The sequence below is a fragment of the Bacillus cereus group sp. BfR-BA-01309 genome, from assembly GCF_022664315.1.
Classification (GTDB): domain Bacteria; phylum Bacillota; class Bacilli; order Bacillales; family Bacillaceae_G; genus Bacillus_A; species Bacillus_A mobilis.
On the sequence record NZ_JAKUHE010000014.1, the window covers coordinates 1 to 19,757 of the forward strand.

The window sequence follows — 19,757 nt, forward strand, 5'->3', positions numbered from 1 at the left end:
ATAAAACGCCTATTACAGGGAAGAATGAGTATGTTGGTATATATTATAACTCTGGGACAGGTCGATATGAAGGAACTTTAACTATCCCAAACACTTTTGAGCCAGGACTATGGAAAATTAGTAGCCTATCTATTTATGATAATGTTGGCAATAATATAACAGTTGGCCCTTATTATGGGCATGATTTAAGTAGCGCAGAGTTTACAGTAAGTGGGAGTAATCCTGATGTCCAGGCCCCTACTTTCAATAGTATAAGTGTGGATAAAAAAGAAGTGAAGCCAGGAGATCGAATCAAAATATCTATTGATGCGGTAGATCATGAGTCAGGTATAAAGACAATAGCTTTATATTATAAAACGCCTATTACAGGGAAGAATGAGTATGTTGGTATATATTATAACTCTGGGACAGGTCGATATGAAGGAACTTTAACTATCCCAAATACTTTTGAGCCAGGACTATGGAAAATTAGTAGCCTATCTATTTATGATAATGTTGGCAATAATATAACAGTTAGCCCTTATTATGGGTATGATTTAAGTGATGCTGAATTTAAAGTAGGGATCCCATCAGTGGACAATGTTAATGTCACAGTAGACCATGCCAGTCCAGTCCTCAAGTGACAGGAACCCCAATTACATTGAAGGCAACAGCAGAAGGAAGTACAGAACCAGAGTATCGTTACCTTATCCATGATGAAAAGGGAAACTTGACTACACTACAAGAGTATGGCAATGAAGATACGGTTACATGGAAACCAACAAAAGCTGGTACGTATACAATAATCGTACATGCAAAGGATAAAAAAATCCGGGTGCTAATTATTATTATGAAGCACGAACAGAGATGAGTTATAAAATACAATAACTAACATGTACTCCTATCATTTATGGTTTTGATTATATGATAGGGGTACTTTTTTATTTCGAATAGCTAGCTTGGGAAAAGAAAATAAAAATAGTGGCAGAGTTGTGACCGCTTTTTGGCAGTAAATGTGCCGGTTGTTTTGGAATCAACATGATATATTTGTATTGTGAGTAGTGGCGGAAACCATCGCTCATAAAATTTCTTATAACTGAAAATGGAACGTCATAACCGGTGGCGATGGTTGCAGATTGGATGAATGTTTGTTTCTTAATTCCACATTCAATTGCAATTTACGTTGTGTATACGGAGAAGGGATTTTGCTTTTCTTCCAGTTACTTAGTATTGTTGGAACAGATAACTGTAAACAACATTAGGTGGTTGGAAGAAGCATAAAACTTCATTTACCGTAATTGAAGTACAAGTTAATAATTGATGAAAAAAGCATCCATTCGGGTGCTTTTTATTTTGGAGGGATGAAGGATAGACGAAATAAAATATAAGTACAAGGTCAAAGTAGGACGGTTATATGTTTCAAATTTTAGTGTAGGTTATGATTGCCTTCACTTCCTGTTATTAATCTAGAAGGAAGTGAAGGCATAGCTAAAAAGTCTGATAGTGAAGAAAAAGCAAAAGAGATTGGGGATTTAGTAAATGGCGAATTAGTTCCAATTTAATATAAAGTTACTCAAGAAATAACAAACAAATGGGTAGAAATATAACGATGATATAAGGAGTGAGGATAGATGTGCGAGTGTAAGTATCAATTGTTAGATAGCGAGACTACTTCTTTTTATTCTGAAGCTAATCATTATGGTATAGATGTATCAGCTACTTTCTATTGTGAGAAGTGCCTTGATGTTCAACACCGAGAGAAGCGGATTGATATAGGTGTGATTGAGGTAAAGAGTAGTGAAGGAATACAAGACCAAACAACAGAAGCGTAAGTTCTATGACAGTGGTGAGTGGAAGAGTATACGAGAGCAAGTAAAGAAGAGAGACAACTATGAATGCCAAGAGTGTAAGCGTAATGGTCGCGTTCAAACAGACACCAATGAATACAGTGAGAGTGCCAAGCGTAAGAAGATACAACTTGTTGTCCATCATATAAAAGAACTCGAGCATCATCCAGAACTTGCATTAGAAATAGATAACTTAGAAACAGTCTGTGTGGATTGCCATAATAAAGAACATGGAAGATTCTTTGAAAAGAAACCGAATAAATGGGCAAACGATGAAAAATGGTAAAAATAATTCGGTAATAACACCCCCCGGTTCGAAAATTAGGCTTTTTTTCGTCTAAGGGGCACCGGATGATGGGATTTGACATTACAAGTTTTAGTCACAATAGCAATTATTGATCACGCTACAGGAATGATTGCCGCAACTATACTTGGAGAATTAAAAAGTGAAATCGGGTTTAAAGGCATCGCAAAAAAAGTGGTGCTTTTTTTGTTGGTTGGAGTAGCCCCTCAAGTAGATATTGCAATTGGAAGTAATAGTGCGATCCGTGAGGCGACCATTTTCTTCTTCATGGGTAATGAATTGTTATCAATCTAAGAAAATGCTGGAAGTATGGGCATCCCTTTACCTTCAACATTAACAAATGCTGTTGGAATATTAGTTTTGGTAAGAGCAATAAGACGAGCTCTGAATATATTAATAAAAAAGGAGATGTTGAGTAATGTATAACCTAATTACTGTCCATGCAGGACATAACTTTTATGTTGTTGGTGCAAGTGCGAATGGATATAAAGAGGAAGTTGAGACTAGAAGAGTTAAAAATCGTGTTCTTGAGCTGCTAAGACAGGTTGGTCAAAATTGTGTTGATACAACTGATGAAGACGGAAGAACACAGCAACAAAATCTTGCGAATATTATTAGGAATTGTAATAGTCATCCGAAAGCTGGTCGTTTAGATATAGCAATTCATTTTAATCAAGGCGCATCAGAAGTTGGTGGGACAGAAGTTTGGTATTATGACCAATCTGAGTTAGCACGAAAAATGAGTGCAGAGGTTGCGGCAGCAATGGGAATTCGTGATCGTGGTCCGAAAGAAGGAAAAGAGTTAGCTGTTTTAAATGGTACAAATGCTCCTGCTATTTTAATAGAAGTAGCGTTTTTAGGTCATAAAGGAAACATGGATGCATATGAACGTAATTTTGATAAAGTGGCACAAGCAATTGTTAAAGTGGTTACAGGAAAACTTGCAGATATAGGAGATAATAATCCAATTCCGGATGTGGATACACGTCAGAATGTTTCGTTACCGCCTGATTGGCAAACAAACAATTTAGGTTGGTTAAGATGCGTAGAACGTCAATCTTGGGTGTATAAGAATCCCAATGAACTTGCAGAAGTAGCTGGTAAAATCCCTTTCGGTAGTGGACATGTTTATTTAGCAAACGCATGGGATGGAAAACGTTTCTGGTTTAAAATAGCAAATGATAATTGGGTACCTGAAACAGCAGTCCTTATTGAAAAAGACGGAAAAAGTAAGGGTGTTATTTGGAATACTTGGAATGGATTAGAATGCTATCACCATGCAAATTACAATAGCGGAATCCGTGATCGTGTGGGCGTTGGACAATGGGAAGTTGAGTTACGTGATGATAATTGGATCTACATTAAAGATAAAGGTTGGATTGAATTTGACGAAAAAGTTATTCGTTGGATTCGATAAGACAAAAGCCGTCCTGTAGGGCGGCTTATTTTACTTAAGAAAGGGTGAAAACAGTGGAAGAGCAAATTTTTAATTCGATGATTCAACAAGGTGCATTCGCAGCGTTATTTGTGTGGATGCTTTTTACTACGCAAAAAAAGAATGAACAACGTGAAGCACAGTATCAAGCAGTCATTCAAAAGAACCAAGAAGTAATTGAAGAACAGGCGAAAGCATTTGGGTCCATATCTAAAGATGTAACGGAAATTAAGCAGCAAATTTTTGCTGACGATAAAAAATAAAAATGTGAGGTGGATAATTTTTTGAAACAGGTATGTTTATTTTCAACAATCGATAGGGAAACAGAAAAGAAAATTCAAAAAGAAGTTGTTAGTATTTTAAAGAGTTATTGTGCTTTAAAAGTGTGTTATGAGAATGAGTTAGAACAAAAAAGAGCAGGCGTAACCTTGTTTCCAGAATTACTAGATACAAAACAAGTAAATCAAATGAAGTTTCTACAGATAGAGAGAACATTGCGAAATAGCTTGGATAAAGATGAATATAGTATTATTCAGATGAAATATTTAAATAATAAGAAGCTAAGGGACGACTATATTTATACAAACTTATTAATGACCAGAGATACTTTTTATAGAAAGAAAAAAAGCGCTTTTTATTTAATTGCTATGTCTTTAGGGATAATTTAAAAGTAACGATAAAATTCAGAGAAAATGAGGAGATTTTAGTGGATTTTTGATTTTATATTCAAAGGTAAACTTAATATTGAATTGAAACACAATCAAAAAATAAAGAAAAGGTGGATTTGTAAATGGGTAAAATTGCTGATTTCTCATATCATAATGGAACGATTGGTTGGGGACAAGTAAGTAAGGAACTTGATCTTGTAATCTTACGTGCTCAATATGGTTCTAATAAGCCAGATAATAAATATAAAGAGTATGTCACAGGCTGTAAAGCATATGGTGTTCCGCATGGGGCATATGCGTATGGAGTTTATGTGAGTGTTGAAGATGCTGTTACAGAAGCTGAGGATTTCATGAAACGTGTGGATAAAGATGCAAAGTTTCTTGTCCTCGATGTTGAAGATGATACTTTGGCAAGCTGTGGTCCAGATAAATTAGCAGAAGCTTCGCAAGTTTTTATTGATACATGTAAAGCTGCTGGTTGGAAAGTGGGATTATACATTTCACATCATATGTATGAAATGTATGGATTAAATAAAGTTGAAGCAGATTTCCTTTGGATACCTAGATATGGAACTAATGATGGAAATCCACAAATAAAACCGGACTATTCATGTGATATTTGGCAGTATACGGATAAAGGCACACTACCGGGAGTAAGTGGAAGTGTTGATTTAAATATGCTGAATAGCAATAAAACACTCTCATGGTATTTAGATAAAAATAATGGAGGGAATAATATTACAGGTGGTAATGAAGGTGGACAAGTTAAGCCAGTTCTGCCGCTTGGATATTTAAAAATTAGTGCAGAAGAATCGTGGGTATATGAAAAGCCGGATGAAAATTCAAAAGTTGTAAAAAAAGTGTATAAAGATTCTCGACATAATTATTTAGCAAATGCATGGGATGGTAAGCGTTTCTGGTTTAAAATCGCGGAAAATAATTGGATTACAGAATATGATGCTGCAATCGAAAAAGATGGTAGAAGTAAAGGGGTTATATGGAATAATAAAGAGGGATTGGAATGTTTCCACTATTCCATTGCAGAAAGTGGAGTTAGAAGTCGTATTGGTATTGGACAATGGGAAGTTGAACTGAGAGAGAATAAAGACTGGATTTATATTAAAGACAAAGGTTGGGTATATTTTAACGAGTCTTATATTAAATGGATTAGATAATAAAAAAAGCCGTCGTGAGACGGCTTTTTTGTATTAGTATTCCCTTGGACTACCAGTATAAGCTTTATATTTAGGCAATTTTGTAGCTTTCTTCAATTTAGGTGCTACTTTACCTACAATATATGGTCCGAATTTTAATTTGTTCAGAAGGAATACTATTGGAATTGGCAGAAGTAGACCAACAAAGAAATTTATAAATAAGGAACCAAGAACCGTATCAATTTGAGGTATTGCCCCTAGTATGAAAACACTTACGGTATCAAGTAAAAACGGATGTAATAAATAGATACCGAAAGAATAGCGGTTTATAAGTTTAAGGAATTTAGGTATAAGAGTTACATTTGATGCAATATAGAAAAATAATAATATTGTAGATATAGTAAATAAGAAAATATCAATTCTTTTTGAACTAATATCAGTTATAATATTATATTTTTGGAATAAAATTATCATGGTACCAGTTAAAACCCATGAATACAATATCTTCTTTGGATGCTTAGCCAACCAATCTTTAAAGGATTCGTAGTGGGCACCAGCGTAATAGCCCATAAAAAAGAATGCAATCCATCCTGGGAATGGAATCCAAGAATATCGATACCAAATATATTCAGTATCAACATTGGGTATATCAAATGGTTCAACAAAATTAAAGAAGCCCAGATATACAAAATTTATAAGTACCGAGAAAAACATAACGGTACGAAGGGAGAAATATTTTTCCACTTTTTTAAAAATCATGTGTAGAAAATAAAATTGGAATATTATCAAAATGAAATAGCCATGGTAATCCCCTAAAATAACATTTCTAGTGGCTTGAACTAGAATTGAATGCAGACCGTCTTCATAATTCGACGTAATCGCATAAAAAATCCCCATAAATATAAAAGGTAGTAATATAAATTTTATCCTTTTTAACATGAAGTTATTGGGTAGCTTATCTTGATAATTATAAGCTATTACAAATTCAGATATGAATACAAACATTGGTGTACCATACATGAGTAATAACTGCAAATAAGCTAAAAATAGTTCTAGTGTACTTTCTGATTCAAAATTTGCAGGGTTTTTAGTTATAGAATGTATAAGTAAAACACTTAAACACGCTATGCTTCTTAAAATGATAATTTCTGTAGACTTATTTTTCATACATACCACCTTTAATATAAACTATAGAAAAATTAAATGCGTAAACATATATGCTTATTTTGATATGAATTGAATTATAAATAAAAAACCTCATATCGTTCTAAAAAGATATTATATTAAACGCATTCACTTTACTGTAAGATGTTAATATAGTTAATTATATTCATAGTTTTACTCCTGTGTCAAAACAATAATTACCGATTTTATATATAGGTAATGTAAGATTTGTATAATTATTTTAAAATAAGTTAATTAATGTATATAATGTAAAAAAAAACATAGAAAAAGAAGGGGTGTTTGAATAACGCCCCTTCTTTTTATGTTAATTATAATATAACAAAATACTGATTTTTACGGAAATAGTACAATTTTTTTATAAGTTGTTTGCTTCCTGAATCAGTGCAGAAACATCTTGTATAGTTCCGGTTTCAAACTCGTTAATATGAGTTTTAACTGCAAGTTTAAACTGTTTTAATTGATCTGTAGTACCACCTTTTTTTTCTAATTCTTTAACATATTTAAGAACAAAACTAAGATCTTCGTTTATTCCTTTTATATTATCTTGGTTTAACTCCCCATCATTTGTTTCTTTCCAGATCTCTATCTCTTCATCTAATTGGCTGAGTATATTATTAATAAAGCTTTTTAATTGTTCAACATCATTTGATGACTGAGTATTCGCGATGTTTGTTTTTATGTTATTTTGATCTGTTTTTTTTATAGTATTATTTGCTTGGTCATGCGCATCATCACAGCCAGTCAATCCGAGAAAAAGTGAGATAGATGTGATAAGTATTAAGTATTTTTTCAAATCAAAACCTCCTATTACTATAAATAATTATCAAGAATGTTTACTTAGTATTAGTTATTATAATAAGTAAATAAGTGATGAACAAGAGGAGGAAAGGATGGATTTATTAAAAGAGAGTCTTTTAGTGAGTAATGTTGTAACACAACTATAAAAATTTTATTAGTTTATATTAATTTATCGATATATTTTATTTAATAGAATAAACGAAAAATGTAATTAAGTAAATATCATTTATCGTATATAATAGAAGGAATAAAAAATAGGTTCTTTATTCTGTCGTCATCCTGTTGGCGTCAACCTCATGCGCCTAATGGCAACAAAAAACATCTACTTCGTCCCATTCGGTCAAGATGCACCAGAGAAAAAACCGAACTCAATGGTAGCTCGCATGGAGCTGCTGGAAGACACAGTATTAGAAGCGCTGCAAGGGAAGCAATTGCAACCGGTTGTCGTAGAAAAATTCAGATATATGAATTAAAAAACGAAAAAAAACGGACAATTTTTGATGAAATCATCATTCTTACTGTAGAATATGATAAAATTAACGTTATTAAGATTAGAAGGGGTATTGTATACTCCTTCTGATTCTAAGTTATAGAAGGATTGGTATCTAGAAAGGGGCATAGTGATGGAAAAGCAAAAAACTTTTCATATCGCTGTAGTTGGAGCAACCGGCGCAGTTGGTGAACAAATGTTAAATACTTTAGAGAAACGAGAATTTCCAATCGGGAAGTTAACGTTACTTTCATCTAAACGATCTGCAGGTAAGAAACTTGTATTTAAAGGCGAAGAATTTACAGTTCAAGAGGCAACTCCTGAAAGTTTTGAAGGAGTAGATATCGCACTATTTAGTGCTGGTGGATCTGTATCAAAACAATTAGCGCCAGAAGCAGCAAAGCGCGGTGCGATTGTTGTTGATAATACAAGTGCATTCCGTATGACAGAAAACGTGCCACTTGTTGTACCTGAAGTAAATGAAAACGACTTAAAAGAACATAATGGTATTATTGCAAATCCAAACTGTTCTACAATTCAAATGGTAGTAGCTCTTGAGCCAGTTCGTCAGCAATATGGTTTAAAACGAGTAATCGTTTCCACATATCAAGCTGTATCAGGTGCTGGTGCGGCAGCGATTGAAGAACTTCATGAACAATCACAAGCAATCTTAAATGGCGAAGAAGTGAAAGCAAATGTTTTACCTGTATCAGGTGATAAGAAACATTTCCAAATTGCTTTCAACGCGATTCCACAGATTGATAAATTCCAAGATAATGGATTTACGTTTGAAGAAATGAAAATGATTAATGAAACGAAAAAAATTATGCATATGCCAGAGCTAGAAGTAGCGGCAACATGTGTACGTTTACCAGTTGTATCAGGTCACTCTGAGTCTGTTTACATCGAAGTAGAAAAAGAAGGTGTAACAGTAGAGGAATTCAAAAACTTACTTGCGAATGCAGAAGGTATTGTACTGCAAGATAACCCAGAAGAGCAGTTATATCCAATGCCAGCTACTGCAGTAGGTAAAAATGAAGTATTCGTTGGAAGAATCCGTAAAGATTTAAATAACGATAAAGGATTCCATCTTTGGGTCGTATCTGATAACTTATTAAAAGGCGCTGCATGGAATTCTGTTCAAATTGCAGAGCGCTTAGTAAAATTACAATTAGTGTAAACGGCTAAGAGAAGGTGCAAAATATGAAAATTATTGTTCAAAAATTTGGTGGCACATCTGTACGTGATGAAAATGGACGTAAGCATGCGCTTCATCATATAAAAAAATCGCTAGATGCGGGTTATAAAGTAGTTACTGTCGTATCTGCTATGGGCCGTAAAGGTGAACCATATGCAACTGATACTTTGTTAAGTCTTGTAAATCAAGAGGAATCTCGCATTTCTAATCGTGAGCAAGATTTATTATTATCATGCGGAGAATTAATCTCAGCAATCGTTTTCTCTAACATGTTAAATGAGAGCGGTATAAAAGCAGCGGCATTAAATGGTGCACAAGCTGGTTTTGTAACAAATGATGATTTTACGAATGCTAAGATTATTGAAATGAATTGCGATCGTATACATGAAGAGCTAGAAAATCTAGATGTAATCGTCGTTACAGGATTCCAAGGACAAACGAAAAAAGGTGATACGACAACACTTGGACGCGGAGGTAGCGATACTTCAGCTTCTGCATTAGGTGTTGCGCTTCATGCTGAATTTATTGATATCTTCACAGATGTCGAAGGTGTTATGACTGCGGATCCTCGCATTGTAAAAGATGCACGTCATCTTCAAACGGTAACATACAATGAAATTTGTAATATGGCATATCAAGGTGCAAAAGTCGTTCATCCACGTGCAGTTGAAATTGCGATGCATGCCAAAGTACCACTTCGTGTACGTTCTACGTATTCTGATAGTGAAGGTACGCTTATTTCAGCATCGGACGGTGCGACAAAAGGCCGTGATGTAGAAGAACGTCCTGTTACAGGTATCGCTCATGTATCAAATGTGACGCAAATTAAAGTGCTGGCAAAAGAAACAGCATATGATTTACAACAGCATGTGTTTAAAGAAATGGCGAATGAAGGAATCAGTGTCGATTTAATTAACATTTCACCTACTGGGGTAGCTTATACGGTGAGTGATAGTGTATCAAGTCGTGCAGTTGAATTATTAAAAAACCTTGGATATGAGCCAATTGTGACAGAGCATTGTGCAAAAGTATCTATTGTAGGAGCTGGAATGGCAGGCTACCCTGGGGTTACTGCGAAAATCGTTACAGCTTTAGCGGAAAAAGGTATTCAAATTCTGCAATCGGCAGATAGCCATACGACAATTTGGGTTCTTGTAAAAGAAACTGATTTAGTGGAGGCTGTAAATGCATTACATAGTGCGTTTGAGCTTTCAAAAGAAAAGCAACTGGAACAATAAGGAGTGAGACCATGATAGATTTTGGGACAATTGCAACCGCGATGGTAACTCCGTTTGATAAAAACGGAAATATCGATTTTGCAAAGACAACGAAATTGGTAAATTATTTAATAGATAACGGTACAACAGCAATCGTGGTAGGAGGAACGACAGGCGAATCTCCTACATTAACTTCAGAAGAAAAAGTAGCGTTATATCGCCATGTCGTATCTGTTGTCGATAAAAGGGTGCCCGTAATCGCTGGAACAGGTAGTAATAATACGCATGCTTCTATTGACTTAACTAAAAAGGCAACAGAAGTTGGTGTTGATGCAGTAATGCTAGTAGCACCGTATTATAACAAACCGAGTCAAGAAGGAATGTATCAGCACTTTAAAGCAATTGCTGAAAGTACGCCGCTTCCGGTTATGCTATATAACGTTCCAGGACGATCTATTGTACAAATCTCCGTTGATACAGTTGTTCGTTTATCAGAAATAGAAAACATTGTTGCGATTAAAGATGCAGGCGGCGATGTGTTAACAATGACAGAAATCATTGAAAAAACAGCGGACGACTTTGCAGTATACAGCGGTGATGACGGTTTAACGTTACCAGCTATGGCAGTTGGAGCGAAAGGTATCGTTTCTGTAGCATCTCATGTGATTGGAAATGAAATGCAAGAAATGATTGCAGCATTCCAAGCAGGAGAATTCAAGAAGGCGCAAAAATTACATCAATTACTTGTAAGAGTAACGGATTCATTATTTATGGCGCCAAGCCCAACACCAGTAAAAACAGCGTTACAAATGGTTGGATTAGATGTAGGTTCTGTACGGTTACCACTTCTTCCGTTAACAGAAGAAGAAAGAGTAACGTTACAATCTGTTATGCAATCTATCCCTCGTTAATAAAAAATGACCTAGTGTAGAACTAGGTCATTTTTTATTGGTAAGAAAATCTTTGCCGTTCTTTTCTTACCTACATGAATACTTATAAGATTATTAACCGCTTTTTCATTATGTATTGCAATGTGTATAAGAAAATAATCGTACCCCTTTAAAAGGATCAAAAAATCATAGTTATTTTAGAATAAACATAATAAACCACCGCTTCTGTTTTTTAGAGAAATCCCCTCAGATGTGACGTAATTCATAAAAAAACTCCATTTTGTAAGTGTTTTTGTTCAATTCTAGAAAAATAAGTCTTGAAAATCCATATTATGAAATGAATTTAGCGTATGTATGGCTATTTCTTCAAAATAAAATGGAGTATAAAATCGAAGTAAATATAAAGGAAATACGTTCGATACTTTTGTTATAATTCCGTTCTTTTACCTATTCTTTCGCACGATTTAACTTGTGTTCTATTTCTTGTATCAGGTATAATATGGCTAAGTAGCTTAGTACGGGTATGCTTAGCAAAATTGGTAAAAAATTATAATTTGATTACATTTTCATATCATATCGAATAAGATATTTGATTTATATAATGAAAGAGAGGTGAAACCTGGTTTAAAAAATAAACAAGGACATGATATCGCATAACGGTAAGGACATTCGTCTTGGACGGTGAATATATGGTGGTTGTAGAGTTTCCCCTGGTGTCTCTGCAATTTTAGTGAAATCAGTGTTTGAAAGATTTTTAAACCAGGCAACAACATGAAGAGAAAAGAGAATGAGTCTGTTAAAGTATTTGCTCTTGGTGGAGTAGGTGAAATCGGGAAAAACATGTACTGTGTTGAAATTGATTCTGAAATTTTTATTGTAGATGCAGGGTTAATGTTCCCGGGAGATGAAATGTTTGGAATTGATATCGTTATTCCTGATATTACATATTTAGTGGAAAACCAAGAGCGAGTAAAAGGTTTATTTATTACTCATGGTCATGAAGATCATATCGGTGGTATTGTTTACGTACTTCGTAAATTATCTATTCCAGTGTATGCAACGAAATTAACAGTAGGACTTATACAAGAAAAACTTGGCGAAGCGGGTATGTTAGGCCGTGTAGACTTAAAAACAATCGATTCAAATTCAACAGTAGAGTTTAATACTACAACGGTGTCATTCTTTGGAACGACACATAGTATTCCAGATTCTGTTGGTGTTTGTTTCCATACATCAAAAGGTGCGATTGTATATACAGGAGACTTTAAATTCGATCAAACTCCAATTGGAAATAGTGGAGCAGATCTTGGGAAAATGGCGCAAATTGGAAACGAAGGCGTACTGTGCTTATTATCTGATAGTACAAATGCTGAGCGTCCAGGCTATACAGGTTCTGAAAAAGAAGTTGGTGTAGAAATTTCTAAAGTGTTCTACGGCGCAGAAGGACGTATTATCGTTGCTTCATTTGCATCGAATGTACATCGTATTCAACAAGTATTTGATGCAGCTGCTGAAACAGGACGAAAAGTAGCGGTTGTAGGACGTAGTATGGTGAAAGTAGTAGATATCGCAAGACGTCTTGGTTATTTAGATGTTCCAGAAGGTATGGTTATTTCACTACAAGAAGTAGACAATTTCCCAGAGAAAAAGGTAGCTATTTTAACGACAGGTAGCCAAGGTGAACCGATGGCGGCCCTTTCTAGAATGGCGAAGCAAGCTCATAAACAAATTTCAATTCGTAAAGGTGATACGGTTATTATTGCGGCTTCTCCAATTCCGGGTAATGAAATATCTGTATCAAAAATTATCGACTTGTTATTTAGAGCGGGAGCTGAAGTTGTTTATTACGGTGAAAGAAAAGTTCACGTTTCAGGTCATGGTAGCCAAGAAGAATTAAAATTAATGTTAAATTTAATGAAACCGAAATATTTTGTACCCGTACATGGTGAGTTCCGTATGCAAAAAGCACATGCATATTTAGCTGAAGATGTAGGTATTGCAAGAGAAAATATCTTTATCGTAGAAAAAGGCGATGTAATCGGTTTTGGTGACGATGAAGCGAACTTAGTTGGTAAAGTGCAAGCGGGCAATGTATTAATTGATGGATTAGGTGTAGGTGACGTTGGTAATATCGTTCTTCGAGATAGAAAAATGTTATCTCAAGATGGAATATTAGTAGTGGTTGTAACACTTGGTAAAGATGAAAAGAAAATTGTTTCGGGCCCAGAAATCATTTCACGTGGTTTTGTGTATGTACGTGAATCAGAAGCGTTAATTGACCGCTCTACAGAGATTGTACGTATGATTGTTGAGCAATCAATTAAAGAATATTCAATTGAATGGTCTATGTTAAAACAAAATATTCGTGAATTATTAGGACAATTCTTGTACGAAGAGACAAAGAGAAAACCTATGATTTTACCGATTATTATGGAAGTTTAAAAAAGGTCACCTTTACGGGTGATCTTTTTTTCTTTTTAAACTCTATCGAATGAAATTTATAACTTAAGAAATAATAGTCATATACGAGTGAAAGGGGATGCGATATGACAGAACGTGATCGTTATACAAATGAAGAGAAAGAGGCTGAGCCGAAAGAAACTGGAAAAGAAGCTTCAATAGTGGAAAAAATTCAACAGCTTGGACAAACGAATGTACCACAAATGAATGAATCGCGTATTCATTGTTTAACAATCATTGGACAGGTGGAAGGTCATGTTCAGTTGCCACCGCAAAATAAAACAACGAAATATGAGCATATCATTCCGCAAATTGTTGCGATAGAACAAAATCCGAAAATTGAAGGTTTACTTTTAATATTAAACACGGTTGGTGGTGATGTTGAAGCTGGGCTAGCAATTTCTGAAATGGTCGCTTCGCTTTCAAAGCCAACAGTATCACTTGTTCTGGGCGGAGGACATTCTATCGGTGTACCGATTGCTGTCTCTACGGACTATTCATTTATTGCGGAAACTGCGACGATGACAATTCATCCTATTCGTCTAACAGGTCTTGTTATAGGTGTGCCGCAAACATTTGAGTATTTAGATAAAATGCAAGAAAGAGTCATACGATTTGTGACGAAGCATTCGAAAGTAACGGAAGATCGTTTTAAAGAGCTTATGTTTGCGAAAGGGAATTTGACGCGAGATATTGGAACGAATGTAATTGGCGGAGATGCAGTGAAATATGGTCTTATAGATGATGTCGGTGGTATCGGAAATGCGATTCGAAAATTGAACGAATTAATAGATGCACGCGGGGATGATCGTGCAGAAGGGACAATGTTACAATGATTTTATATACAATTATGCCAGAGCAACTTGTCTATCCAGCCGATTATTCGCAATGTGAAAGTCAAAAAGTTGTAAATATAAACGGTGTTGAGTTAATGGTTTCTGAAGAAGAACACGGGTATTATGCTATTGTACGTGTGCTAAGTACGGATCCACTTCACTACTTAGAGTTTGAGCCTGGTCAGAAAATAACCTTTTAGCAAAAAGAAGGATTTTGTTTAGAAGCTATGGTATAATATAAAAAACAAGACGGTTGAGCAGCCATGAGAGGGCTGCTTTCTTCTGTTTATTTAACAATTTACAAGAAGTGTAAAAATAGAAGATATAAGACCTGAAAAAATAGAGAAAACAGACATATAAGTAGAGCTTTTTTTCAGGAAGCTCTATTTATATGTAGAACACGAGGTGAAGAAATGGCAAAACAAAAGCAAAGAGGGACGAAGGCAAAAGCAAGACGCACGATAAAGCCAACTTTGTATTATGAAATCGTCGGTTTAACTCTTTTTGCACTTTCAATCATTACGATTTTACAGCTAGGCGTTGTAGGGAAATCGTTTGTGTTATTTTTTCGCTTCTTCTTTGGTGAGTGGTACATAATTGGTGTGTTAGGTGTAATAGCTTTATCGGTTTCGTTTGTTATCAAACGTGGATGGCCGAACCTTTTAAATAAACGGTTAATCGGTTTTTATTTAATAGTATTGGCGATATTAATGTTTAGTCATATTACATTATTTAACCTACTTACGAAAGATGGAGCAGTGCAAAATACTTCTGTTATTGTGAGTACGAAAGATAACTTCTTTCTTGAAATGAAAAAGGGTCCAGATAGCGTTCATTTAGGTGGTGGTATGTTTGGCGCGCTTATGTTCGCGACATGTTACTTCTTATTTGATGAAGTAGGAGCCTATATTATTGGAATTATTTTAGTGATTCTAGGCATACTTTGTATAACAAATAAGCATATTGGGGAAGTACTTGCCCCTGTAGGAAGAATCCTTAGAAGTCAATTTGAAGTAATGCAAGGGGATTATAAAGATTGGAGATCCAAAAGAACGGCTGAGCAAACAGAAAAGAAAAAAACAACGAGAAGCACAAGGAGCAAACGTGCTGCAGAACAAGAAGAAATTATTGAGCCGATGGAAGAAATCTCAATTGATCCTCCTATTATTTCGAATTTTACTGAGAATTATCCAGTAAATGAAGAAGAGGACAAACGAATTGGTGAAGTACAGGAAGCAGAGTTGATAACTTCGCCGCCTGTTGAAGAGGCTCCGCCTGCTGACGAATCTAAGAAAAAGCGTGGAGAAAAAATTGTTGAATCGCTAGAGGGTGAAACACAAGCACCTCCTATGCAATTTTCAAATGTAGAAAATAAAGATTACAAGCTTCCTGCACTTGATATATTGAAATTTCCTAAGAACAAGCAAGTTACAAATGAAAATGCAGAAATTTATGAGAATGCTCGTAAATTAGAACGTACATTCCAAAGCTTTGGAGTGAAAGCGAAAGTAACAAAAGTACATAGAGGTCCTGCAGTCACAAAATATGAAGTATATCCTGATATGGGAGTAAAGGTAAGCAAAATCGTTAGTTTAAGTGATGATTTAGCACTTGCTTTAGCTGCGAAAGACATTCGTATTGAGGCACCAATTCCCGGGAAATCAGCTGTAGGGATTGAAGTTCCGAACTCAGAAGTTTCTATGGTAACACTTAGAGAAGTCCTTGATTCTAAGGCTAATAATCATCCAGAAGAGAAGTTGTTAATTGGTCTTGGACGAGATATTACAGGTGAAGCTGTATTAGCCCGTTTAAATAAAATGCCCCATTTACTAGTAGCTGGTGCGACGGGTAGCGGGAAAAGTGTATGTATTAACGGTATTATTGTTAGTATTTTAATGCGTGCAAAACCACACGAAGTAAAATTAATGATGATCGATCCGAAAATGGTAGAGTTAAATGTATATAACGGTGTTCCTCACTTATTAACACCAGTTGTAACTGATCCGAAAAAAGCATCACAAGCTTTGAAAAAAGTTGTGAGTGAGATGGAGCGTCGTTATGAGTTGTTTGCTCATAGTGGCACGCGTAACATTGAAGGATATAATGATCATATTAAAGAACATAATAGTCAATCGGAAGCGAAACAACCGGAATTACCTTATATTGTAGTCATTGTGGACGAGTTAGCAGATTTAATGATGGTTGCTTCATCGGATGTAGAGGATGCAATTATGCGTTTAGCACAAATGGCTCGTGCGGCTGGTATTCATTTGATTATTGCAACGCAACGTCCTTCAGTTGATGTTATTACGGGAGTTATTAAAGCGAATATTCCATCACGTATTGCATTCGCTGTATCTTCTCAAACAGATTCTCGTACAATTCTTGACGGTGGTGGTGCAGAGAAACTACTAGGTCGTGGAGATATGCTGTTTATACCAATTGGTGCATCGAAGCCTGTACGTGTACAAGGTGCGTTTTTATCAGATGATGAAGTTGAGAGAGTTGTAGAATATGTTATTGGTCAGCAAAAAGCGCAATATCAAGAAGATATGATTCCGCAAGATGTTCCCGATACGAAGCAGGAAGTAGAAGATGAATTATATGATGAAGCAGTTCAGCTCGTAGTGGAAATGCAAACAGCATCTGTTTCTATGTTGCAACGTAGGTTTAGGGTAGGTTATACGCGAGCTGCCCGTTTAATTGATGCAATGGAAATGAATGGTGTAGTAGGTCCGTATGAAGGTAGTAAACCACGAGAAGTGCTCATTAATGATGTACAAGAAAAAAGTTCATAAAAAAAGCCTAATTGTTTTTACAATTAGGCTTTTTTATATACTGGTTTTGTTATATACTATATTCAGCCGCCGAGAAAGGGCTTACATTTTAAGGGGTTCTTTAGAATACGAATGCTTTGAATATGTTTTTAATGAATGTTCGATATTTAATGTAGAAAAATGTTAAATTTTGTTGACACGTATGGGAGCAAGTGGTAAGATTACTTCGAAAAGAATCACTGCCTCATATAATCTTGGAGATAAGGTCCATAAGTTTCTACCTGGCAACCATGAATTGCTGGACTATGAGGGGAAAAGTGTGTAACAAAGGATGTAAGAGATCTTTGTGCCGAACTTTTTCTCGAAATGAGGAATGTTTATGGTGCAAAGTTTTTTTTATGCAGTAAAGAGTGAAAATTTCATCTTGAAAAATTATTAATATTTATTCGACAATTAAGCTTATTTTTAGTATTTAGCAATTTTTATTATGTTGTAAGTTGAAAAAAGAGAAAAGAAGTCTTACATCAGAGGTCGAATAATTGAAATGCGGGGGAGTCTTATGTCAGTAAAATCCGATAGTCGTCACCTATATTTACGGGTGATTGATCACATCAAAGAAAAAATTAAAGATGGAGCTTATAAGGAAAGACAGAAGTTACCATCAGAGTTTGATTTAGCGAAAGAACTTGGTGTAAGTAGGGCGACTTTAAGGGAAGCGCTGCGTATTTTAGAAGAAGAAAATGTTGTCATTCGTAGACATGGTGTAGGGACATTTGTAAATGCAAAGCCGTTATTTTCTTCTGGGATCGAACAACTTTCTAGCATTACAGATATGATTTCTAGTGTGGGGAAAACACCAGGAACTATTTTTCTATCATCATCCACAACAAGTTTAACAGAAGAAGAAAAAGAGAAGTTTAATAGTGAAGATGGTTTTAATGCAGTAATGATTGAGCGTGTACGTACAGCAGATGGGGAACCTGTTGTATATTGTATCGATAAACTTGCAAAAGAAATCTTGCCGGATTTATCGGGATACAACGAAGAATCATTGCTTACAGTGATACATAACAATACGCATAAACGTATCACATACGCGGTTGCACACATTGAGCCAATTGGCTATCATCCGAAAATCTCACCGATTTTAGAATGTGAACCTGAAACGGCACTGCTAGTTTTAAAACAAATGCACTATGATCAAAATGATGAGCCAATCTTATATTCTATCAATTACTTTAGAGCTGACAAGTTTAGCTTCCACGTATTAAGAAAACGTATGTAGGTAAGTTCCATTTTAGGGAGGTGACAGCAAGAAGTTAGGGACAGCAGCGTAAGAATAAAGAGATATATATAATTTCAGGAGGGGTTTCTAGTATGAAGAAAAAAACAGGTCTTTTATTATCATTAACATTAGCAGCAAGCGCGGTTTTAGGTGCATGTGGTAACTCGGATAAGGCGAGCAGTGACAAAAAAGAGTTTAAAGTTGGTATGGTTACAGATGTTGGGGGCGTTGATGACAAATCATTTAACCAATCAGCTTGGGAAGGCTTAACAAAGTTCGGTAAAGACAACGACTTAAAGAAAAATGAAGGATATCGTTATCTTCAATCAAGTAAAGATGCGGATTATATCCCGAATTTAACGAAATTTGCAAAAGATAAATATAATACAACGTTTGGAATTGGATTTTTAATGCAAGATTCGATTGAAAAGGTTGCAAAACAATATCCGAAAGAACAATTTGCAATTGTAGATAGTGTTGTGAAAGAGCCGAATGTAACAAGTATTACATTTAAAGACCATGAAGGTTCATTCCTAGTTGGTGCTGTAGCAGCAATGACATCAAAATCAAATAAAGTTGGTTTTGTAGGTGGCGTGAAGAGCCCATTAATTACAAAGTTTGAATCAGGTTTTAAAGCGGGAGCGAAAGCAGTAAATCCAAATATCGAAATTGTAGCGCAATATGCAGATGCATTTGACAAACCAGAAAAAGGATCTGTATTAGCTTCAGCAATGTACGGTGGTGGAGTTGACGTAATTTATCATGCTTCAGGTGCAACTGGTAACGGTGTATTCACAGAAGCGAAAAATCGTAAGAAAAAAGGTGAAAACGTTTGGGTAATCGGTGTTGACCGTGACCAAAATCAAGAAGGTATGCCTGAAAACGTAACTTTAACTTCTATGGTAAAACGTGTTGATATTGCAGTAGCTAAAGTAGCGCAAGAAGCAAAAGATGGTAAGTTAAAAGGCGGTAAAGTAGAAGAGTTCGGTTTAAAAGATGACGGTGTTGGTATTGCGAAAACTACTGACAATGTGAAAAAAGTAAATCCAGAAATCTTAACAAAAGTAGAAGAATTTGAGAAGAAAATCACTGACGGTGAAATTAAAGTACCTGCAACTGACGAAGAATATAAAACATATGAAGCTTCTCTAAAGAAATAATAATAGAGAAATAGCAAAGGTTAGTTCTTAGAACTAACCTTTGTATATATAAAAATACCTTTAATAGACTGCAA

General features: G+C 35.3%; 19 protein-coding genes, 2 pseudogenes and 1 riboswitch. Of the genes and pseudogenes, 19 read left to right on the forward strand and 2 right to left on the reverse strand.

Annotation, left to right across the window (positions count from 1 at the left end):
• From MR115_RS22465 to MR115_RS22505, 9 genes and pseudogenes are all read left to right on the forward strand, one after another.
• A partial coding sequence (locus tag MR115_RS22465; protein WP_242242849.1) for a hypothetical protein occupies positions 1-623 on the forward strand: 623 nt, incomplete at its 5' end.
• Positions 624-640: 17 nt separating this feature from the next.
• Positions 641-850 carry a triple tyrosine motif-containing protein gene (locus tag MR115_RS22470; RefSeq protein WP_176522701.1) on the forward strand — a complete coding sequence of 70 codons (210 nt, stop codon included), beginning with the start codon at positions 641-643 and terminating at the stop codon, positions 848-850.
• 760 nt (positions 851-1,610) lie between these two features.
• Complete coding sequence (locus tag MR115_RS22475) at positions 1,611-1,811, forward strand: hypothetical protein (RefSeq protein WP_242242850.1); 201 nt, start codon at positions 1,611-1,613, stop codon at positions 1,809-1,811.
• Entirely contained in the window at positions 1,777-2,112 is a 336-nt protein-coding gene (locus MR115_RS22480; RefSeq protein ID WP_242242851.1) for an HNH endonuclease, read from the forward strand. Before MR115_RS22475 ends, MR115_RS22480 begins: the two co-directional genes overlap by 35 nt.
• Before the next feature lie 69 nt (positions 2,113-2,181).
• A pseudogene (locus MR115_RS22485) lies at positions 2,182-2,549 on the forward strand (phage holin family protein); the annotation flags it as partial.
• Positions 2,549-3,547, forward strand: a complete 999-nt coding sequence (locus tag MR115_RS22490) for an N-acetylmuramoyl-L-alanine amidase (protein ID WP_075313533.1) — start codon at positions 2,549-2,551, stop codon at positions 3,545-3,547. The pseudogene MR115_RS22485 and the gene MR115_RS22490, both read left to right, overlap by 1 nt.
• A gap of 53 nt (positions 3,548-3,600) precedes the next feature.
• Positions 3,601-3,828 (forward strand): BhlA/UviB family holin-like peptide, encoded by a 228-nt coding sequence (locus MR115_RS22495; protein WP_000392437.1) that lies wholly within the window; start codon positions 3,601-3,603, stop codon positions 3,826-3,828.
• A 21-nt stretch (positions 3,829-3,849) separates the two neighbouring features.
• Positions 3,850-4,233, forward strand: coding sequence for an ArpU family phage packaging/lysis transcriptional regulator (locus MR115_RS22500; RefSeq protein ID WP_088122962.1), 384 nt, complete (start codon positions 3,850-3,852; stop codon positions 4,231-4,233).
• Positions 4,234-4,355: 122 nt separating this feature from the next.
• Positions 4,356-5,408, forward strand: a complete 1,053-nt coding sequence (locus tag MR115_RS22505; protein WP_098127655.1) for a GH25 family lysozyme — start codon at positions 4,356-4,358, stop codon at positions 5,406-5,408.
• Between the two features lie 33 nt (positions 5,409-5,441).
• Here MR115_RS22505 and MR115_RS22510 read toward each other — a convergent pair whose 3' ends face one another.
• Both MR115_RS22510 and MR115_RS22515 read right to left on the reverse strand, forming a co-directional pair.
• Positions 5,442-6,554, reverse strand: coding sequence for an acyltransferase family protein (locus MR115_RS22510; RefSeq protein WP_242242852.1), 1,113 nt, complete (start codon positions 6,552-6,554; stop codon positions 5,442-5,444).
• Between the two features lie 373 nt (positions 6,555-6,927).
• Entirely contained in the window at positions 6,928-7,365 is a 438-nt protein-coding gene (locus MR115_RS22515) for a hypothetical protein (protein ID WP_242242853.1), read from the reverse strand.
• A 289-nt stretch (positions 7,366-7,654) separates the two neighbouring features.
• On the opposite strand from MR115_RS22515, the pseudogene spoVFB reads away from it, so the two are divergent.
• The 10 genes and pseudogenes from spoVFB to MR115_RS22565 form a co-directional block, all read left to right on the forward strand.
• A pseudogene (spoVFB, locus tag MR115_RS22520) lies at positions 7,655-7,843 on the forward strand (dipicolinate synthase subunit B); the annotation flags it as partial.
• 150 nt (positions 7,844-7,993) lie between these two features.
• Positions 7,994-9,040 (forward strand): aspartate-semialdehyde dehydrogenase, encoded by a 1,047-nt coding sequence (gene asd, locus MR115_RS22525; RefSeq protein ID WP_242242854.1) that lies wholly within the window; start codon positions 7,994-7,996, stop codon positions 9,038-9,040.
• A 23-nt stretch (positions 9,041-9,063) separates the two neighbouring features.
• Positions 9,064-10,296 carry an aspartate kinase gene (dapG, locus tag MR115_RS22530; protein WP_242242855.1) on the forward strand — a complete coding sequence of 411 codons (1,233 nt, stop codon included), beginning with the start codon at positions 9,064-9,066 and terminating at the stop codon, positions 10,294-10,296.
• Positions 10,297-10,307: 11 nt separating this feature from the next.
• A complete protein-coding gene (gene dapA, locus MR115_RS22535; RefSeq protein ID WP_000564777.1) occupies positions 10,308-11,186 on the forward strand; it encodes a 4-hydroxy-tetrahydrodipicolinate synthase in 879 nt (292 codons plus the stop codon).
• 750 nt (positions 11,187-11,936) lie between these two features.
• On the forward strand, positions 11,937-13,607 hold the full coding sequence (locus MR115_RS22540) for a ribonuclease J (protein ID WP_000823086.1): 1,671 nt from the start codon (positions 11,937-11,939) through the stop codon (positions 13,605-13,607).
• Between the two features lie 104 nt (positions 13,608-13,711).
• The gene (gene tepA, locus MR115_RS22545; RefSeq protein WP_063260405.1) at positions 13,712-14,461 is read left to right on the forward strand and encodes a translocation-enhancing protein TepA; all 750 of its coding nucleotides are present in this window, start codon (positions 13,712-13,714) and stop codon (positions 14,459-14,461) included.
• Positions 14,458-14,661 carry a YlzJ-like family protein gene (locus MR115_RS22550; protein WP_132131186.1) on the forward strand — a complete coding sequence of 68 codons (204 nt, stop codon included), beginning with the start codon at positions 14,458-14,460 and terminating at the stop codon, positions 14,659-14,661. The genes tepA and MR115_RS22550 overlap by 4 nt, the downstream gene beginning before the upstream one ends.
• Positions 14,662-14,874: 213 nt before the next feature.
• Positions 14,875-17,259, forward strand: a complete 2,385-nt coding sequence (locus MR115_RS22555; protein ID WP_242242856.1) for a DNA translocase FtsK — start codon at positions 14,875-14,877, stop codon at positions 17,257-17,259.
• Positions 17,260-17,462: 203 nt separating this feature from the next.
• Positions 17,463-17,564, forward strand: a riboswitch (purine riboswitch).
• Between the two features lie 233 nt (positions 17,565-17,797).
• Entirely contained in the window at positions 17,798-18,523 is a 726-nt protein-coding gene (locus tag MR115_RS22560; RefSeq protein WP_000114176.1) for a GntR family transcriptional regulator, read from the forward strand.
• A gap of 92 nt (positions 18,524-18,615) precedes the next feature.
• A complete protein-coding gene (locus MR115_RS22565; RefSeq protein ID WP_242242857.1) occupies positions 18,616-19,683 on the forward strand; it encodes a BMP family lipoprotein in 1,068 nt (355 codons plus the stop codon).
• Positions 19,684-19,757 lie beyond the last annotated feature (74 nt).

What these genes read in the sequence shown, in the direction of transcription:
- dapG (WP_242242855.1), top strand. Translation starts at nt 9,064, where the DNA reads ATGAAAATTATTGTTCAAAAATTTGGTGGCACATCTGTACGTGATGAA.
- MR115_RS22490 (WP_075313533.1), top strand. Translation starts at nt 2,549, where the DNA reads ATGTATAACCTAATTACTGTCCATGCAGGACATAACTTTTATGTTGTT.
- tepA (WP_063260405.1), top strand. Translation starts at nt 13,712, where the DNA reads ATGACAGAACGTGATCGTTATACAAATGAAGAGAAAGAGGCTGAGCCG.
- MR115_RS22510 (WP_242242852.1), bottom strand. Translation starts at nt 6,554, where the DNA reads ATGAAAAATAAGTCTACAGAAATTATCATTTTAAGAAGCATAGCGTGT.
- asd (WP_242242854.1), top strand. Translation starts at nt 7,994, where the DNA reads ATGGAAAAGCAAAAAACTTTTCATATCGCTGTAGTTGGAGCAACCGGC.
- MR115_RS22565 (WP_242242857.1), top strand. Translation starts at nt 18,616, where the DNA reads ATGAAGAAAAAAACAGGTCTTTTATTATCATTAACATTAGCAGCAAGC.
- MR115_RS22475 (WP_242242850.1), top strand. Translation starts at nt 1,611, where the DNA reads ATGTGCGAGTGTAAGTATCAATTGTTAGATAGCGAGACTACTTCTTTT.
- MR115_RS22550 (WP_132131186.1), top strand. Translation starts at nt 14,458, where the DNA reads ATGATTTTATATACAATTATGCCAGAGCAACTTGTCTATCCAGCCGAT.
- MR115_RS22540 (WP_000823086.1), top strand. Translation starts at nt 11,937, where the DNA reads ATGAAGAGAAAAGAGAATGAGTCTGTTAAAGTATTTGCTCTTGGTGGA.
- MR115_RS22560 (WP_000114176.1), top strand. Translation starts at nt 17,798, where the DNA reads ATGTCAGTAAAATCCGATAGTCGTCACCTATATTTACGGGTGATTGAT.
- MR115_RS22505 (WP_098127655.1), top strand. Translation starts at nt 4,356, where the DNA reads ATGGGTAAAATTGCTGATTTCTCATATCATAATGGAACGATTGGTTGG.
- MR115_RS22555 (WP_242242856.1), top strand. Translation starts at nt 14,875, where the DNA reads ATGGCAAAACAAAAGCAAAGAGGGACGAAGGCAAAAGCAAGACGCACG.
- dapA (WP_000564777.1), top strand. Translation starts at nt 10,308, where the DNA reads ATGATAGATTTTGGGACAATTGCAACCGCGATGGTAACTCCGTTTGAT.